Source organism: Thauera sp. 63 (genome assembly GCF_000310165.2).
GTDB classification, from domain to species: Bacteria; Pseudomonadota; Gammaproteobacteria; order Burkholderiales; family Rhodocyclaceae; genus Thauera; species Thauera humireducens.
This window is the reverse complement of record NZ_AMXC01000016.1, coordinates 1-17,115: the sequence shown is the minus strand read 5'-3', so window position 1 is coordinate 17,115 and position 17,115 is coordinate 1. Positions and strand designations below refer to the sequence as shown.

Below are 17,115 nucleotides of genomic sequence, written 5' to 3'. Positions count from 1 at the left end.
CACAGCCATTGCACCCCTGCGGCAGGCCGGCCGCTGCGGGGTCGAGGCTTCGCTCCCGCGGCTGCTCCAGATCGACCAGTACAACAACGGAGGAAGACATGACCCATTCCCTCAACGGCTGCCGCAGCCTGCGAACGACCATCCTCGCGGCCACGCTGTCGGCCTGCGCTGCCCTTGCCCATGCGCACGGCGACGTCACGCCGCAGGCGGTCGACACTTCGGCGCTGAAGCAGATCGGCGGCGACTGGCTGGAACAGAACCCCTACCGCAAGAACCCCGACGCCATCCGCATCGGCGATTCCGCCTACAACCAGAACTGCGCCCGCTGCCACGGGCTGGGCGCGGTTTCCGGCGGCATCGCGCCGGACCTGCGCATGCTGCCGCTCGGCGACGAAGGCGACGAGTACTTCATCCAGCGCATCCGCAACGGCGTGACCCGCAACGGCGCGGTCTACATGCCGCCCTTCGAAGGCACGCTGACGCAGGAAGCGATGTGGGCGATCCGCGCCTGGCTGGAGACCGTCCATGAAGAATGACCGCCGCCGCCTCCTGCTGGCCGCCGGTGCCGTGCTCGCCCAGGCCGCCCTGCCCGGTGCCGCCCGTGCGCTCGCCGCGGACACCACGGTCGAAACGCAGCAGCCCGGCGCACTGCGCATCGCGGTGTATGCCGAATTCCCGCCCTACTCGGCGCGCGGCAAGGGCGTGGATGTGGCGCTCGGCAAGGCGCTGGCCGAGAAGCTCGGACTGCGCGCCGAATTCGTCGAGTTCCCCCCCGGCGAAGACATGGGCGACGACCTGCGCAACATGGTGTGGCGCGGCCACTATCTCGGCACGCGTCCGGGCGACTTGATGCTGCACGTGCCCGTCGATGCGCGCTTCGCCGCACAGCACGACAAGGTGAAGATTTTCGGCCCCTACCACCTCGAGACCATGGCCATCGCCCGCAACCCGGCACGTGTGCCGCCGGTCGCCGGATCGGCCGCGGTGGGGCTGGAGGTCTTCACCCGCGAAGCGATCGGCGCCGAGGTGGACACGCACGCCAGCGACTTCCTGCTGCACGTGCTCAACGGCCGCCTGCGCGAGCAGGTACGGCACTTCCGTTCGCTCGCCGAAGCCGTCGAGGCGATGCGGCGCGGGGAGGTCGCCGCCGTAATGGGCACGCACACCGAACTGCAGGGCGCGCTGGGTGGCGAGGGCAACTTCGCCCTCGACCGCCTAACGCTGCCCGAGATGCGCGCCAGCCAGTGGCCGATCGGCATGGCGGTGAAGGCCGATGCCGGACCGCTGGCCGATGCGCTGGCGGGCGCGCTCGCCGAGTTGCAGCGCTCCGGCGCGCTTGCCCGGCTCTATGCCGAACACGGCCTGAGCCTCAACACGCCCTGAGCTCGAGAACCTTTTCCACCCGCAGCAAAACGACAACACAAAGAGGAGACAACACGATGAATCCATCCAAGCGCCTGCGCACCGCCCTCGCCCGCAGCGCCCTCGCCGGCTGTGCGCTGGCCGCGTCCGGGGCCGCCTCGGCCCTCGACGTCGATGCCGGCGACTACACCGCGCTGCCCGAAGGCACGCAGCTCGCGCTGGTGTACTACCAGCATGCCGAGATCGACCATCTCTACGCCGACGGTCGCAAGGGGCCGGGCAAGCTCAGCACCGATGCGGCCTTGTTCCGCTACGTCTACTTCACCCGCATCGGCGACTACATCATCGACCCGCAGATCATCGTCCCCTACGTCGGCATCGACGCCAAGGGCGCGCTGGCCGATGCCGGTGTCAACAGCCCGAGCGGCTTCGGCGACACCCTGCTCGGCGCCACGCTGTGGCTGCACAACGACCCGAAGGCGGGCGACTACTTCGGCCTCACCTATTTCCTGTCGGTGCCCACCGGCGACTACGACCGCCACGACGCCCTCAACATCGGCGCCGACCGCTACAGCCACATCCTGCAGGCCGGCTACATCAAGCGCCTGAGCCCGAAGTGGACGATGGACCTGGTGCTGGACGCCACGATTCACGGCGACAACAAGAAGGCCAACGCCGCCGGCGACACGCTGGAGCAGGACACGACCTGGCAAGCCCAGGCCTGGCTGCGCTACCACGTGTCGGACACGCTCGACCTGCGCGCCAGCGTGTCGCGCTACTGGGGCGGCGAGACGAAACTGGGCGGCGTGTCGCAGGACGATGAAACGAATCGCTCGAAGTTCACGATCGGTACGGCCTGGTTCGTCGAACCCAGCCTGCAGCTGATCGCCAACGTCGGTCGCGACATCTCGGTGGACAACGGCGCCAAGGAAGACAGCCGGCTCAACCTGCGCCTGCTGAAGGTGTTCTGAGCATCCGCCGGCGGACCGTGCATCGGTCCGCCGGCCTGAGCGGGCTTTTGCGCCGGCGCGTTTTCAGTCGTCCGCGCGCATCCGCCCGACCACCGTCAGCGCATCGCCGTCGGCACGCAACACTACGATCTCGCCCGACGCCGGAACGATGCCGCTGAGCGCGGTGATGTTGACCTGATGCGTGACGAGCACCAGCGGCCCCTGCGCGGGCGCGCCCGACGCCAGCTCGCGCGCGATCAGCGCACGCACTTCGGCCGTCTGCACGGCTTCGCGCGCCCCGTCGCGGAAGAAGGAATTCAGCCCGGCGAATGGCGTGATCTCGCCCAGGTCCAGCAAGCGCGCGGTATCGAGGCAGCGGCACCACTGGCTGGCGTAGACGCGCGCGGCGGCGATACCCTGCGCCCGAAAACGCTCGCCGATGCGCCGCGCCTCGTCACGGCCCACCGCCGACAGGTTGCGCTGGGTAGCGCAGTCCTCGACCTTGAACCCGTCCGGGTCACCCACCCCCGGCGCGGTGGCATGGCGCATCAGCGCGACATGTCCGCCGCCGCGCAGCGCGGCCCACAAGGCATCCGCCGCCAGCACGGGGGCGGCGGCGAGGAGGCTGGCAAGGAGGAGCGTGGTGGCGACAAGGGCATTCATGTGCCCTCTGACACGCACCCTGGCGCCGAGTTTTCCGCCGGGCGCAGCACACCGCTTGCCTGCAGGCGGCTCGGGCTCCAGCCCGCGCCGAACAGGATCATGCGCGTGTTCAGGTCCTCGCGCAGGCGGGGATCGGCCTCGCTGCCGAGGTCGTGCAGGCGCTTGTCGAGGATCGCGACGTAGCGCAGGGGCTGCGGCTGCGGGAAAGCACCCGACGCCCGCGGGGAAATGGCCAGTGCGTTCACCTCCGACCCCTCCCTCAGCACAATGCCGGGCCGGCCCACCAGCCACTCATCAAGCCTGCGGGCTTCTCGGGGGCGCTGACGCGCGCACTGCTTTCCCACGACTCGACCTGCACATCCAGGCCGGCGAATACGCCGTAGCCCTTGCCCGCGCGGATGCCCTCCCCCGCTTGCAGGCTTTCGCCCGCACGGATCGCCGCTTCGGCGCTAATCAGTCCGCCGGCCTTGATGCCCCAGCCCGCCTCCAGGTGCATGGCGCCATGGACCGAGCCGCCGGCGGCAATGCCCTGACCGACGCGGACATTGGCTTCGGCGCGGATGTCACCGCCGACCTGCAGCCCCTTGCCACAGCGCAACTCGCCTTCGCTGTGCAGCTCGAGCCCGATGAAGGCATTACCGTCGATCCGCAAGCGGCCGCCGCAACGCAAGTCCCAGCCGATGCGCGCCTCGCCACCGCAGTGCAGGTCGCCAGCCGAGTCCACACCCCAGCCGGCACGCAGATCGCCATCGATGGTGACGCGGCCCTCGCCCCGGACATTGCCCTCGACGCGCAGGTCGCCACCGACGATCAGGTCGCCGCCGACGCGCACGCCGCCATCGACCTGCAGCCCGCCGCCGACATGCAGCTTGCCTTCGACGTCGACATTGCCGCGTACCTGCAGCGTGCCGGCAAACACGACGGCATCCGCCTCGATTGCATCGACCACGCGCACCTCGCCGGTCGGCCCGAACTGTTCGAGCAGCCAGCACGCATCGCCGACGCGGCCGGCGGCCACCATCGTGTCGAGCAACTCCTGATAATTTCCGCCTTCGTCGAACTGGCGCACGAACCAGCGGAATCCGTCGGTGCAGGGACGCTTCGCCCTGACGAAACTACGTGTGAGAACCATGAGACATCACCCAAGTGCAGATCGCCGCCGCGCATGCAGCGCGGCGATTCGGTTGCAGCCCGGGCGAGGAAAGGGTTCCGCCTGAAGAGGGTCTCATCCCTGAGTGGGTCAGGGAACTGGCCGGTCAAGGCCTTGAGGTATCGAGGAAAGCTTCAGGTTCCCGCGCTGGCTGCACGTTGATCAGGACACGAACGACATGTGTCCTGGCAAGGTGCCGTGCGGGGTGGCCTGGGATCAGTCCCGGTTCCGGCCCCGCACGGCCGAGAAAAGCACGGCCGGGGACCCTGTGACCTTGAATGCCTGCGCCAACCTGAGGGTGTCGCGGCACGATGCGGCGCTCAGCCGGCCGCCCACGCGCTGTCCCGCGGCGTCGAACGCGTGCGAGAACGGGGTGGCAGCGGAAAGCGGCATGGCAGATGGGAAGTGATGCGAAAACGAGTAGGCCGGAGTATACGCCAAAGTCCGCGCCCGGTCCGCCCGCGGAGGAAACCCGCTGCGGGCGGCGCTGGATGCGCGCCCGGAACGAAAACGGGGCACCCGAAGGTGCCCCATGCCGGCGTTCACCCGCCGTGCGCCAGTCAGCGCGACCCGGATGGCCGCCCCGACCGGCGCAGGCGCACCGCGATCACTTCAGGTCGAAACGGTCGGCGTTCATGACCTTCGTCCAGGCCGCGACGAAGTCCTTCACGAACTTTTCCTTGCTGTCGTCCTGGGCATACACCTCGGCGTAGGCGCGCAGGATCGAGTTCGAACCGAAAACCAGATCGACCCGGGTCGCGGTCCACTTGGTGGCGCCGCTCTTGCGATCGACGATGGCGTAGCTGTTGCGCCCGGTGGGCTTCCAGCTGTAGCGCATGTCGGTGAGATTGACGAAGAAGTCGTTCGTCAGCGCACCGACGCGATCGGTGAAGACGCCGTGCTGGCTGCCGCCGTGGTTGGCGCCGAGCACGCGCATGCCACCGATCAGCACCGTCATCTCCGGCGCGGTCAGGCCGAGCAACTGGGCGCGGTCGAGCAGCATCTCCTCGGGCTGGACCACGTAGTCCTTCTTCTGCCAGTTGCGGAAGCCGTCATGCAGCGGCTCGAGCACCTCGAAGGATTCGACGTCGGTCTGCGCTTGTGTCGCGTCGCCGCGGCCCGGGGCGAACGGCACCTCGACACTGAAGCCCGCGGCCTTGATCGCCTGCTCCAGACCGACGTTGCCGCCCAGCACGATCACGTCCGCCACGCTGGCACCGGTCTCGGCGGCGATCTTCTCGTACGCTGCCAGCACCTTGGCCAGGCGCGCCGGCTCGTTGCCCTCCCAGTCCTTCTGCGGGGCCAGGCGGATGCGCGCACCATTGGCGCCCCCCCGGTAGTCCGAGCCGCGGAAGGTGCGCGCGCTGTCCCACGCGGTGGCGACCATCTCGCTCACCGACAGGCTGGCCGCGGCGATCTTCGCTTTCACCGCGGCCACGTCATAGCCCCTGTTGCCGGCAGGCACGGGGTCCTGCCAGATCAGGTCCTCGGCAGGTACGTCCGGGCCGATGTAGCGCGACTTCGGCCCCATGTCGCGGTGCGTCAGCTTGAACCACGCCCGGGCGAAGACCTCCTCGAAGTAGGCCTGGTCGTTGCGGAAACGCTCGGCGATCTTGCGGTACTCGGAGTCGAAACGCAGCGCCATGTCGGCATCGGTCATGATCGGCTTGCGGCGGATCGACGGGTCTTCCACGTCCACCGGCATGTCCTCTTCCTTGATGTTGACCGGCTCCCACTGCCAGGCCCCGGCCGGCGACTTCTGCAGCCACCAGTCGTGCTTGAACAGCATGTCGAAGTAGCCGTTGTCCCACTTCGTCGGATGCGTGGTCCACGCACCTTCGATGCCGCTGGTCACGGCGTTGCGTCCGATGCCGCGGGTGGTATGGTTCATCCAGCCGAAGCCCTGCTCCTCGAGATCCGCCCCTTCGGGCGCCGGGCCGAGGTTGGCCGCGCTGCCGTTGCCGTGCGTCTTGCCGACGGTGTGGCCACCGGCGGTCAGCGCCACGGTTTCCTCGTCGTTCATCGCCATGCGGGCGAAGGTCACGCGCATGTCGTGCGCGGTCTTGATCGGGTCGGGCTTGCCATCGACGCCTTCCGGATTCACGTAGATCAGGCCCATCATCACCGCGGCGAGCGGGTTCTCGAGGTCGCGCTGACCGGAGTAGCGCGAGCCCTCGCTGCCGCTGGGCGCAAGCCATTCCCGCTCCGAACCCCAGTAGATGTCCTTCTCGGGGTGCCAGATGTCCTCGCGACCGAAGGCGAAGCCGAAGGTCTTGAATCCCATCGATTCGTAGGCCATGTTGCCCGCGAGGATGATCAGGTCGGCCCAGCTGATCTTGTTGCCGTACTTCTTCTTGATCGGCCACAGCAGGCGGCGCGCCTTGTCGAGGTTGCCGTTGTCCGGCCAGGAGTTGAGCGGGGCGAAGCGCTGGTTGCCGGTGCCGCCGCCACCGCGGCCGTCGGCGATGCGGTAGGTGCCCGCGGCATGCCAGGCCATGCGGATCATCAGGCCGCCGTAGTGGCCCCAGTCGGCCGGCCACCATTCCTGGCTGTCGGTCATCAGGGCCTTGAGGTCGTTCTTCAGCGCGTCGACGTCGAGCTTCTTCAGCTCCTCGCGGTAGTTGAAGTCCGCACCCAGCGGATTGGTCTTGGTGTCGTGCTGGTGGAGGATGTCGAGGTTAAGCGCCTTCGGCCACCATGCCATGACCGAATTGGCCGCGGCGGTGTTACCGCCGTGCATCACCGGGCACTTGCCCGCCGTGTTCATGCTGTTCTCACTCATTTCGTTCTCCTGTCGTCACGTCGTTGGCTGAAGTCCGCGAGTAACACGATCGCCCCGATATGTCCCCGGGCCAGGCACGATCGTTCCCGTCCGCACGCATTCCGTGGTCTTCGTCATCTGCTGCGCACGAATTCAATGTAGCAAAGCGCGTTGATCGCCACAGCAATGAGAGATATTGAGTGAAACTATTAAAATATTTCTATGAACAGCAAGATCAACTATCAGACATCAGGCGGTGCTGCGCCACACCTTCCCGCAGCAGGCGCGGGACGCCACCTGAGGCATCACGGCAGAAAGCCTGGGCTCGGGCACCGGATAGCGCGCCCCGACAGCGGAACATCGCGAGAGGCTTCGGTCGCGTATTCACATTTTGCGTCGCTGCTGACACAATCGCAGGCCTCGTAATTATGAATTCAAAATCACGAAATGCTGATCAACCCCACGTCACAGGTGCTGGGCAGCACGGACGCGCAGGCTGCGTGGCAGCGCCGCAGCATCGACAACGTGTGGCACCCCTGCACCCAGATGCAGCGCCTGGGCACCGTGCCGCCGCTGCCGATCGCGCGCGGCGAAGGCGTGTGGCTGCATGACTACGCCGGAACTCGCTACTTCGATGCCAACAGCTCGTGGTGGGTGAATCTGTTCGGCCACGCGGACGCGCGCATCAACGCGGCACTGCGCGAGCAGTTGGAGACCCTGCCGCACGTGATGCTGGCGGGCTGCACGCATGCATCCGCCGTCGAGCTGGCCGAGCGCCTGCGCGCCATGACCGGCGGCGTGCTCGGCCATGTCTTCTATGCCAGCGACGGGGCCTCGGCGGTGGAGATCGCGCTCAAGATGAGCTTCCACGCCTGGCGTAACCTGGGGCGCAGCGACAAGCGCGAGTTCGTCTGCCTGCGCCAAGGTTATCACGGTGAAACGCTCGGAGCCCTGGCCGTCACCGACGTCGCCGTGTTCCGCGACGCCTACGATCCGCTGCTGATGCGGGCCCATCTCGTGATGTCGCCCGACGCGCGCCAGGCCCTGCCCGGCGAGTCGGCTGCGGACGTGGCCGCCCGTGCGCTCGCCGACGTGCGGGCACTGTTCGAGGCGCGGCACGAACACATCGCCGCCGTCATCGTCGAGCCGCTGGTGCAGTGCGCGGCCGGCATGGCCCTGCACGACGCCGCCTACCTGCGCGGTCTGCGCGCCCTGTGCGACGCGTTCGACGTCCACCTGATCGCCGACGAGATTGCCGTGGGCTGCGGCCGCACCGGCAGCTTCTTCGCCTTCGAGCAGGCGGCGCTACCCGGCGAGGCGCCGCTGTGGCCCGACTTCGTCTGCCTGTCGAAGGGTATCAGCGGCGGCTATCTGCCCCTGTCGCTGGTGCTGACGCGCGATGCGATCTACGAGGTCTTCCTCGACGACGACGTGGCACGCGGCTTCCTGCACTCGCACTCCTACACCGGCAACGCGCTCGCCTGCCGCGCCGCGCTCGCCGTGCTCGACCGCTTTGCAGAGGACGACGTGCTGGCGCGCAACCGTGCCACCGCCCCGCTGCTGAGTGCCGCGCTGGCGCCGCTTGGCGACGACGCGCGCATCGAGCACCTGCGCCACACGGGCATGATCTGGGCCTTCGACGTACGCGCCGACGTGGCAGGCGAGCGCTTCGCCGAACGCTTCCATCTCGCCGGCCGCGACAACGGCCTGCTGATTCGTCCGATCGGTCGCACCGTCTACCTGATGCCGCCCTACCTGCTCGACGCAGAGCTTGCGCAGTGGCTCGCCACGCAGACCCTGACAACGCTCGAGCAGACGCTCGCCAACCGCCCGCGGAATTCGCGCCCCGATGCTGATCGCTCACCTGAACCAGCGACGGCTTGAGCGCGAGGCCGCGGCGCTGGGTCGCCGCCGGCGGATTGCCGAAACCCCCTGCGGCCCCCGACAACGACTGCAGGCAGCCGATGGCACGACGCGCGAATTGCTGGGCTTCTGCAGCAACGACTACCTCGGGCTGGCGCATCACCCCGAACTGGTCGCCGCGCTGGCGGAGGGCGCGGCACGCTGGGGCGCGGGCAGCGGGGCCTCGCACCTGGTAAGCGGCCACAGCCGCGCGCACGCCGAGCTCGAGGCCGCGCTCGCCGCCCTGCTCGCGCCCTGCATCCCGGGTGCCGAGGCGCTGCTCTTCTGCAGCGGCTACATGGCCAACCTCGCGCTGCTGACCACGCTCGGCGACGGCGAGGCCGCGATCTTCGCCGACAAGCTCAACCACGCCTCGCTGATCGACGGCGGCCTCTTGGCCGAGGCGCAGATGCGGCGCTATCCGCATGGCCGCCTCGACCTGCTCGACGCCATGCTGTGCAACTGCAGGGCAGCGATCAAGCTCATCGTCACCGACGCGGTGTTCAGCATGGATGGCGACCTCGCGCCGCTGCCCGCGCTGCTGGCGCTGGCCGAGCGCCACGACGCCTGGCTCATTGTCGACGACGCGCACGGGTTCGGCGTGCTGGGCGCGGAGGGCCGCGGCGCTCTGTCGCACTTCGGCCTGCGCAGCGAGCGCCTGATCAACATGGGCACGCTCGGCAAGGCCGCCGGGGTGGGCGGCGCCTTCGTCGCAGCGCACCCGGCGATCATCGATGCGCTCGTCCAGGGCGGACGCAGCTACATCTACACCACTGCAATGCCGCCAGCCCAGGCGCATGCGCTGGCGGCCAGCCTGCGGCTGATTGCCAGCGACGAAGGCCGACGCCGGCGGCAGCACCTCGAGGCCCTGGTGGCCGACCTGCGCACGCGCCTGCACGCGCTGATCGCACGCCGCCCCGCTTGCGGCTGGCGGCTGGCGGACTCGCAAACTGCCATCCAGCCGCTGATCGTCGGCGACAATACGACTGCGCTCGCCCTGTCGGCCGCGCTCGAGACGCGCGGCCTGTGGGTGCCGGCCATCCGCCCGCCCACCGTGCCGGCGCACACCGCACGCCTGCGCATCACGCTGAGCGCCGCCCATGCGGCGACCGACGTCGCCCGACTGTGCGATGCGCTCGAACAGCTTTCCGAGGAACCGCTCCAGCCATGAATGCCTTCCCCGCCACCCGGCCCGCTTCCGCGCTTGACGGCGTGTTCGTGACCGGCACCGACACCGAGATCGGCAAGACCGCGATCAGCGCCGCCCTGGTCGGCCTGCTCGCCCGCACGGGCCTACGTGTCGCCGGCCTCAAGCCCATCGCCGCCGGCACCGCATTGATCGACGGCGAACGCATCAACGAGGACGTGCACGCCCTGCGCGCGGCCAGTTCGGTCACGCTCGACGTACCGGAGATCTGCCCCTGCCAGCTCGACGCCGCCTGCGCGCCACACATCGCCGCGCGGCTGGAAGGCCGGACCATCGACCGTGACGTCGTGCTCGCCGCCGTGCATGCGGCCGCCGCACGTTGCGACCGCCTCGTCGTCGAGGGCGTCGGCGGCTTCAACGTGCCCTTCGACGACGACGGCCGCTGGAGCAGCGCCGACCTCGCGGTCGACCTCGGCCTGCCGGTCATCCTCGTCGTCGGCCTGCGCCTGGGCTGCATCAACCACGCGCTGCTGACCGCCGAAGCCGTGCGCGCCCGCGGCCTGCACCTGTGCGGCTGGGTCGCCAACGTCGTCGATCCGCAGATGCCCCATCTCGACGGCAACCTCGACGCCCTGGCCCGCGGCCTCGGGTCCGCGCCCTGCCTCGGCCTCGTGCCGCGCCTGCCGGTCGCGAGCCCCACGGCCATCGCGCCCTACCTCAACGTTCCGGCGATCCACGCCCTTTTCAGATCCAACTCACTATCGACGGAGACAGCATGACCACGCTCGCCAGCCTATCCCCCGAAGGCCTTCGCCGCACCGCGACGCCCGCCACCAGCCGCCCCGGGCGCTGGCGCGTCGAGGACGTCGAGGCGCTGTTCGCCCTGCCCTTCATGGACCTCGTGTTCCGCGCCCAGCAGGTCCATCGCGAACACTTCGACCCGAGTGAGATCCAGCTCTCCACCCTGCTGTCGATCAAGACCGGCGGCTGCGCCGAGGACTGCGGCTACTGCTCGCAGTCCGCGCACTTCGACACCGGCCTGAAGGCCGAGAAGCTGATGCCGGTCGATGAGGTGCTGGAGGCCGCCCGTGCCGCCAAGGCGCAGGGCGCCAGCCGCTTCTGCATGGGGGCAGCCTGGCGCTCGCCCAAGGCGCGCGACATGGAACGCGTGACGACGATGGTGCGCGAGGTGAAGGCGCTCGGCCTCGAGACCTGCATGACGCTGGGCATGCTCGACGCCGACCAGGCCAGCACGCTGAAGGACGCCGGCCTCGACTACTACAACCACAACCTCGACACCGCGCCCGAGTACTACGGCAAGGTCATCGGCACGCGGACCTACCAGGACCGCCTCGACACCCTCGACAACGTGCGCGCGGCCGGCATCAACGTGTGCAGCGGCGGCATCGTCGGCATGGGCGAGACGCGCGCACACCGCGCCGGCCTCATCGCGCAGCTCGCCAACCTCGAGCCCTACCCCGAGTCGGTGCCCATCAACAACCTCGTCCCCATCCCGGGCACGCCGCTGGCCGACGTCGAGCCCATCGACCCCTTCGAGTTCGTGCGCACCATCGCCGTCGCCCGCATCACCATGCCGCGCACCTACGTGCGCCTGTCGGCCGGGCGCGAGCAGATGGACGATGCGCTGCAGGCGCTGTGCCTGATGGCGGGCGCCAATTCGATCTTCTACGGCGACCACCTGCTGACGACCTCCAACCCCCGTACCGGGCGCGACCGCAGCCTGCTCGAGCGCCTCGACATGCGCATCCAGGGCCAGGCCGACTGATGCTGGCCGAAGCCATCGCGCGGGCGCCGGGCGTGCCCGCCCCGGGGCCCGACGTAGCGCTCGACGATGCGTTCCTGCAGAACCCCTACCCCGTCTATCGCCAGTGGCGGGAGGCGGGGCCGCTGCACTGGAACGACGGTTTCTTCCAGGGCGCCTGGGTGCTCAGCCGGCACGAGGACGTCGAGCGCGTGCTGCGCGACCCGCGCTTCTCGTCGCAACGCACCGGCGGCTGGGTCAAGCGCATCGAGGGCGTGGATGCCGGCTACGCCGGGCGCCGCGCCCACGCGGGGCTGGACCGCTTCCAGCATCTGTTCGCGCGCGCGATGGTCTTCCTCGACGCCCCGGACCACACTCGCCTGCGCCGCGTGATGGGTGCGGGCTTCCATCCGTCGCTGGTCCGCGGCCTGGCCCCCCGGATCGAAGACCTGGTCGATGAGCTGCTCGACGGGCTCGACGGACCCGGCGCCGCCGCCGGCTTCGACTTCATCGAGACGGTGGCGCGCCCGCTGCCCTCGCGCGTGATCGGCCTGATGCTGGGCGTTGACCGGGCCGACGAGGCGCGCTTTGCCGCGTGGACGGATGACCTCGCCGCCTTCATCGGTGCCCTGCGCCCGAACGAGGCGCAGTTGCGCCGGGCACAACGCAGCCTGCTCGAACTCGTGCGCTACTTCGAGGCCGTGCTGGCGCAGCGCCGCGGCGCGCCCGCCGACGACCTCGTCAGCCTGCTGCTGCGGGCGGAGGCCGAGGGCCTGATACGCGCCGACGGCGAGGTACTGGCGCAATGCGCCATGTTGCTGTTCGCCGGCCACGAGACCACCCGCAACCTGCTCGGCAACGGCCTGTACACACTGCTGCGCCATCCCGCGCAATGGGCCGCGATCCAGGCCGACCCGGACGCCCTGCCCGGCGCGGTGCGGGAGGTACTGCGCTTCGACAGCCCGGTGCAATATACCGGCCGACGCGTCGCCGCCGACCTCGACTGGCATGGCCACCGGCTGCGCCGGGGCGATCTCGTCATCGCGCTGATCGGCGCGGCCAACCGCGATCCCGCGCGCTACGCGGAGCCCGACCGCTTCGACATCAGCCGCCGTGAAGGCAGCCACCTCGCCTTCGGCAGCGGCCCGCATGTCTGCATCGGCGCCGGACTCTCGCTGCTGGAAGCGACGATCACGCTGCGCAAGGTGTCGCAGCGCTGGCCCACGCTGCGCCTGTGCGATACGCAGCCGCGCTGGAACACCAATGCAGCGCTGCGCGGCCTGCAACGGCTCGACGTCGTCTCCGGTCACGCTGCAGGCTGAGCGGCGCGGGCTGCCCCTTGGACGCGCGGGCCGCCCTCGGTTAGCATGCGCGGCCCTTCCCGCCCCGCGGCCCGCCGCCGCCCGCCCCCATGCACGCTCCCGCCCGCGCCTGCGGCATCGACTTCGGCACCTCCAACTCCACCGTTGGCTGGCTGCGCCCCGATGCGAGCACCCTGCTCATGCTCGAGGACGACAAGCCGACCCTGCCGTCCGCGGTGTTCTTCAACGCCGACGAGGACAGCACCCATTTCGGCCGCGACGCGCTGGCGCAGTACCTCGAGGGCTATGAAGGCCGGCTGATGCGCGCGCTGAAGAGCCTGCTCGGCTCCAGCCTCATCGACGGCCAGACCGAGGTCGGCGGGCGGGCGCTGCGCTTCCGCGACCTGCTGGCGAGCTTCATCGGCGAGCTCAAGCGCCGCGCAGAGCGGCAAGCCGGCCGCGCCTTCGACCAGGCGGTGTTCGGCCGCCCGGTGCACTTCGTCGACGACGACGCTGCCGCGGACGGCAAGGCGCAGGACACGCTCGAAGCGATTGCCCGCCAGGTCGGCTTCCGCGAGGTGAGCTTCCAGTTCGAGCCGATCGGCGCCGCGCTGCACTACGAGCGCTCGCTGGCCGCCGAGGAAGTTGTGCTGATCGCCGACATCGGCGGCGGCACGGCGGACTTCTCGCTGGTGCGCCTGTCGCCCGAGCGCGCACGGCGCGACGACCGTGCCGACGACCTGCTCGGCAACGCCGGCGTGCACATCGGCGGCACCGACTTCGACCGCGCGCTGAGCCTGGACTGCGTGATGCCGCTGCTGGGCTACCGCGGCCTGATGAAGAACGGCGCCCACATCCCGGCCAGCCTCTACTTCCAGCTCGCCACCTGGCACACCATCAACTTCGCCTACAGCCGCCAGGCCTGGGCCGACCTGCAGAACATCTACCGCGACGCTGCCGCCCGCACCGAGCTCGACCGCCTGGCACGCCTCGTGAGCCAGCGCGAAGGCCACTGGCTGGCGCTGCAGGTGGAGCAGGCCAAGATCGACCTGTCGACCGCGCCGGCAGCCCGCATGGACCTCGACCGGCTGGAAGACGGCCTGCAGCACACCATCACCACGGCCGACTTCGTCGCCGCCACCGCCACGCTGGTCGAGCGCGTCGGCGAATGCGTGGGCCAGCTGCTGCGGGACGCCGGCCTGCGCCGCGACCAGGTCGACACCGTGTACTTCACCGGCGGCGCCAGCGGCGTCGCCCAGCTGCGCGCGCGCATCGCCGCCGAACTGCCTGCGGCCCGCTGCGTGGAAGGCGACCTCTACGGCAGCATCGGCGCCGGCCTCGCGGTGGAAGCCGCGCGCCGCTACGGCTGACCGCCCCGCCCGTCCCTGTGGCGGGCCCTCGCCCGCTCTCCTCCTCGCCCGCTTTCCCCTCGGCCGCCGCTCCGCGTCGCCGCCCGCCTGCTCTACGGAGCGCTCCGCTCCAGCGTAGGCATCGCACGCTGGAGCATGTGGAGCAGCCCATGTAGCAGCGTCCGCGCGCGATTGCGGGCCTGCGGGCCGATGGCATGGTGCTTGCGCTGAGTGCTCCCAGGCCCGGACGCGCGCATCGCAACCGGGCTCCCGACTGGCAACCGCGCCACATCACAAGAGGAGACCACCATGCACACCCCACTGCGCAGCGCACGCCGTCCGCGGCTGCTCGCCAGCTTCGCCGCCACCGCCTTCGCCCTCGCCGCGCTCAACGCCCAGGCCAAAGGCGTGACCGACGACGATATCGTCAACGACGCCACCATCACCACCCAGGTCGTCACCCACGGTCTCGGCACCAAGGGGCAGCGCTACAGCCCGCTCGACCAGGTCAACACCGAGACGGTGAAGAACCTCGTGCCCGTCTGGTCCTTTTCCTTCGGCGGCGAGAAGCAGCGCGGCCAGCAGTCGCAGCCGCTGATCCACGACGGCAAGATGTACGTCACCGCGTCCTACAGCCGCATCTTCGCGCTCGACGCCACGACCGGGCAGAAGCTGTGGAAGTACGAGCACCGCCTGCCCGACGGCATCATGCCCTGCTGCGACGTGATCAACCGCGGCGCCGCGCTGTACGACGACCTGGTGATCTTCGGCACGCTCGACGCCCAGCTCGTCGCGCTGAACAAGGACACCGGCAAGGTCGTGTGGCGGCAGAAGATCGAGGACTACAAGGCGGGCTACTCCTTCACCGCCGCGCCGCAGATCGTCAAGGGCATGGTCATCACCGGCAACTCGGGCGGCGAGTTCGGCATCGTCGGCCGCGTCGATGCGCGCGACGCGAAGACCGGCAAGCTGATCTGGAGCCGCCCGACCGTCGAAGGCCACATGGGCTACACCTACGATGCCGAAGGCAAGCCGGTGGACAACGGCATCTCCGGCACCACCAACGCCACCTGGCCCGGCGACCTGTGGAAGACCGGCGGCGCGGCGCCCTGGCAGGCCGCCTACTACGACCCCGACGTCGACCTGATCTACATCGGCACCGGCAACCCTGCGCCGTGGAACAGCTGGCTGCGCCCGGGCGACAACCTGTACTCGTCATCCACGATCGCGATCGACCCCGACACCGGCAGGATCGTGTGGCACTACCAGAGCACGCCGCACGACGGCTGGGACTTCGACGGCGTCAACGAATTCATCTCCTTCGAGTACAACGACCCCGCCACCGGCAAGCTGGTGAAGGCCGGCGGCAAGGCCGACCGCAACGGCTTCTTCTTCGTCAATGACCGCACCGACGGCAAGCTGCTCAACGCCTTCCCCTTCGTGAACCGCATCGACTGGGCCAAGGGCATCGACCTCAAGACCGGGCGTCCGATCTACGACGAGGAGAAGCGGCCCGGCAATCCCTTCGTCGAAGGCGTGGGCGAGGACAAGAAGGGCAAGGTGGTGTTCAACGCGCCCTCCTTCCTCGGCGGCAAGAACCAGATGCCGATGGCCTTCAGCCCGAAGACCGGCTACTTCTACGTGCCCGCCAACGAATGGGGCATGGACATCTGGAACGAGCCCATCTCGTACAAGCGCGGCGCGGCCTACCTCGGCGCGGGCTTCACCATCAAGCCGCTGCACGAGGACTTCATCGGCGCGATGCGTGCGGTGGACCCGGTGAGCGGCAAGATCGTGTGGGAGGTGAAGAACAACGCGCCGCTGTGGGGTGGCGTGATGACCACCGGTGGCGACCTGGTGTTCTATGGCACGCCCGAGGGCTACCTGAAGGCGATCGACGCCCGCAACGGCAAGGAGCTGTGGCAGTTCCAGACCGGTTCGGGCGTGATCGCGCCGCCGGTGACCTGGGAGCAGGACGGCGAGCAGTACGTCGCCGTCGTCTCGGGCTGGGGCGGCGCCGTGCCGCTGTGGGGCGGCGACGTGGCCAAGCGGGTGAACATGCTCGAGCAGGGGGGCTCCGTCTGGGTGTTCAAGCTGCACAAGTCCTGAGCCTGCCGGCCGGGCCGCGCCCGCCGCGCGGCCCGGCGCCATTTCTTCCACGAAGGAGTCCCCCAATGAAGACCCGCATCCTCAACGGCGCACTCGCCGCAGTGCTCGCTGTAACGGTCGCCGGCAGCGCGCTGGCCGCTGACCGCGGCACGCCGGCCGAAGCCCGCGCCATGTTCGACCAGGCCGTGCAGTACATGGAGGCCAACGGCGCCGAACGCGCCTTCGCCGCCTTCAACAACCAGAAAGGCCAGTTCGTCCGCAAGGACCTGTACGTGTTCGTGATCGACGACCAGGGCGTCTACCACGCCAGCGGCGCGGCGCCCGAGGCCCTGGTCGGCCTGAAGGTGCTCGACACCACCGACGCCGCCGGCACGCCGCTGTTCCGCGAGATGATCGACGCCACGCGCAAGGCGCCCGAAGCCACGGTGCGCTACGTATGGCTGAACCGGACCACGAACAAGGTCGAGCCCAAGGCGAGCTACGTGCGCAAGATCGGCGACTACGTGCTCGGCGTGGGCCATTACCTCGAATGAGGCCCGCCGTCCCCGCGCGGCGGACCGTGTGCGCCGCGCTCGGCCTCGCCTGCGCGGCGGCACTGCCGTTGGTTGCCGCGGGGCGGGTGCTCGCCGCCGCGCCGGCACCGATATACTGCGCGAAAT

The 17,115-nt window shown here is 69.5% G+C and carries 15 protein-coding genes; 11 read left to right on the top strand and 4 right to left on the bottom strand.

What is annotated here, in order from left to right; translation table 11 throughout:
* The first annotated feature begins 98 nt into the window (after positions 1-98).
* Genes pedF through C664_RS13385 form a run of 3 tightly spaced genes read left to right on the top strand, consistent with a single transcriptional unit; the run spans position 99 to position 2,333 of the window.
* Positions 99-536: a cytochrome c-550 PedF gene (pedF, locus tag C664_RS13395; RefSeq protein WP_004261492.1), complete on the top strand. Its 438-nt coding sequence runs from the start codon at positions 99-101 to the stop codon at positions 534-536.
* On the top strand, positions 526-1,383 hold the full coding sequence (locus tag C664_RS13390; protein WP_004261488.1) for a substrate-binding periplasmic protein: 858 nt from the start codon (positions 526-528) through the stop codon (positions 1,381-1,383). The genes pedF and C664_RS13390 overlap by 11 nt, the downstream gene beginning before the upstream one ends.
* 56 nt (positions 1,384-1,439) lie before the next feature.
* Positions 1,440-2,333, top strand: a complete 894-nt coding sequence (locus C664_RS13385) for a transporter (RefSeq protein WP_004261486.1) — start codon at positions 1,440-1,442, stop codon at positions 2,331-2,333.
* 63 nt (positions 2,334-2,396) lie between these two features.
* On the opposite strand, the gene C664_RS13380 is transcribed toward C664_RS13385, so the two are convergent.
* The 4 genes from C664_RS13380 to katG form a co-directional block, all read right to left on the bottom strand.
* On the bottom strand, positions 2,397-2,975 hold the full coding sequence (locus tag C664_RS13380) for a histidine phosphatase family protein (protein WP_004261482.1): 579 nt from the start codon (positions 2,973-2,975) through the stop codon (positions 2,397-2,399).
* A complete protein-coding gene (locus C664_RS13375; RefSeq protein ID WP_054963737.1) occupies positions 2,972-3,220 on the bottom strand; it encodes a hypothetical protein in 249 nt (82 codons plus the stop codon). Before C664_RS13375 ends, C664_RS13380 begins: the two co-directional genes overlap by 4 nt.
* A gap of 14 nt (positions 3,221-3,234) precedes the next feature.
* The gene (locus tag C664_RS13370) at positions 3,235-4,107 is read right to left on the bottom strand and encodes a hypothetical protein (RefSeq protein ID WP_004261476.1); all 873 of its coding nucleotides are present in this window, start codon (positions 4,105-4,107) and stop codon (positions 3,235-3,237) included.
* A gap of 625 nt (positions 4,108-4,732) precedes the next feature.
* Positions 4,733-6,907: a catalase/peroxidase HPI gene (gene katG, locus C664_RS13365; RefSeq protein ID WP_004261474.1), complete on the bottom strand. Its 2,175-nt coding sequence runs from the start codon at positions 6,905-6,907 to the stop codon at positions 4,733-4,735.
* Positions 6,908-7,333: 426 nt separating this feature from the next.
* On the opposite strand from katG, the gene bioA reads away from it, so the two are divergent.
* The 8 genes from bioA (at position 7,334) to C664_RS13325 (ending at position 16,989) form a co-directional block, all read left to right on the top strand.
* Positions 7,334-8,770, top strand: coding sequence for an adenosylmethionine--8-amino-7-oxononanoate transaminase (bioA, locus tag C664_RS13360; RefSeq protein ID WP_004261472.1), 1,437 nt, complete (start codon positions 7,334-7,336; stop codon positions 8,768-8,770).
* On the top strand, positions 8,736-9,959 hold the full coding sequence (bioF, locus tag C664_RS13355) for an 8-amino-7-oxononanoate synthase (RefSeq protein ID WP_004261470.1): 1,224 nt from the start codon (positions 8,736-8,738) through the stop codon (positions 9,957-9,959). Before bioA ends, bioF begins: the two co-directional genes overlap by 35 nt.
* Entirely contained in the window at positions 9,956-10,714 is a 759-nt protein-coding gene (bioD, locus tag C664_RS13350) for a dethiobiotin synthase (RefSeq protein WP_004261468.1), read from the top strand. Before bioF ends, bioD begins: the two co-directional genes overlap by 4 nt.
* Positions 10,711-11,721 (top strand): biotin synthase BioB, encoded by a 1,011-nt coding sequence (gene bioB, locus C664_RS13345; protein ID WP_004261464.1) that lies wholly within the window; start codon positions 10,711-10,713, stop codon positions 11,719-11,721. Before bioD ends, bioB begins: the two co-directional genes overlap by 4 nt.
* A complete protein-coding gene (locus C664_RS13340; RefSeq protein ID WP_004261463.1) occupies positions 11,721-13,019 on the top strand; it encodes a cytochrome P450 in 1,299 nt (432 codons plus the stop codon). Before bioB ends, C664_RS13340 begins: the two co-directional genes overlap by 1 nt.
* Positions 13,020-13,108: 89 nt before the next feature.
* Positions 13,109-14,368, top strand: coding sequence for an Hsp70 family protein (locus tag C664_RS13335; RefSeq protein WP_004261460.1), 1,260 nt, complete (start codon positions 13,109-13,111; stop codon positions 14,366-14,368).
* Between the two features lie 288 nt (positions 14,369-14,656).
* Positions 14,657-16,456, top strand: a complete 1,800-nt coding sequence (locus tag C664_RS13330; RefSeq protein WP_004261457.1) for a methanol/ethanol family PQQ-dependent dehydrogenase — start codon at positions 14,657-14,659, stop codon at positions 16,454-16,456.
* 65 nt (positions 16,457-16,521) lie between these two features.
* Positions 16,522-16,989 (top strand): cache domain-containing protein, encoded by a 468-nt coding sequence (locus tag C664_RS13325; RefSeq protein ID WP_004261454.1) that lies wholly within the window; start codon positions 16,522-16,524, stop codon positions 16,987-16,989.
* Positions 16,990-17,115 lie beyond the last annotated feature (126 nt).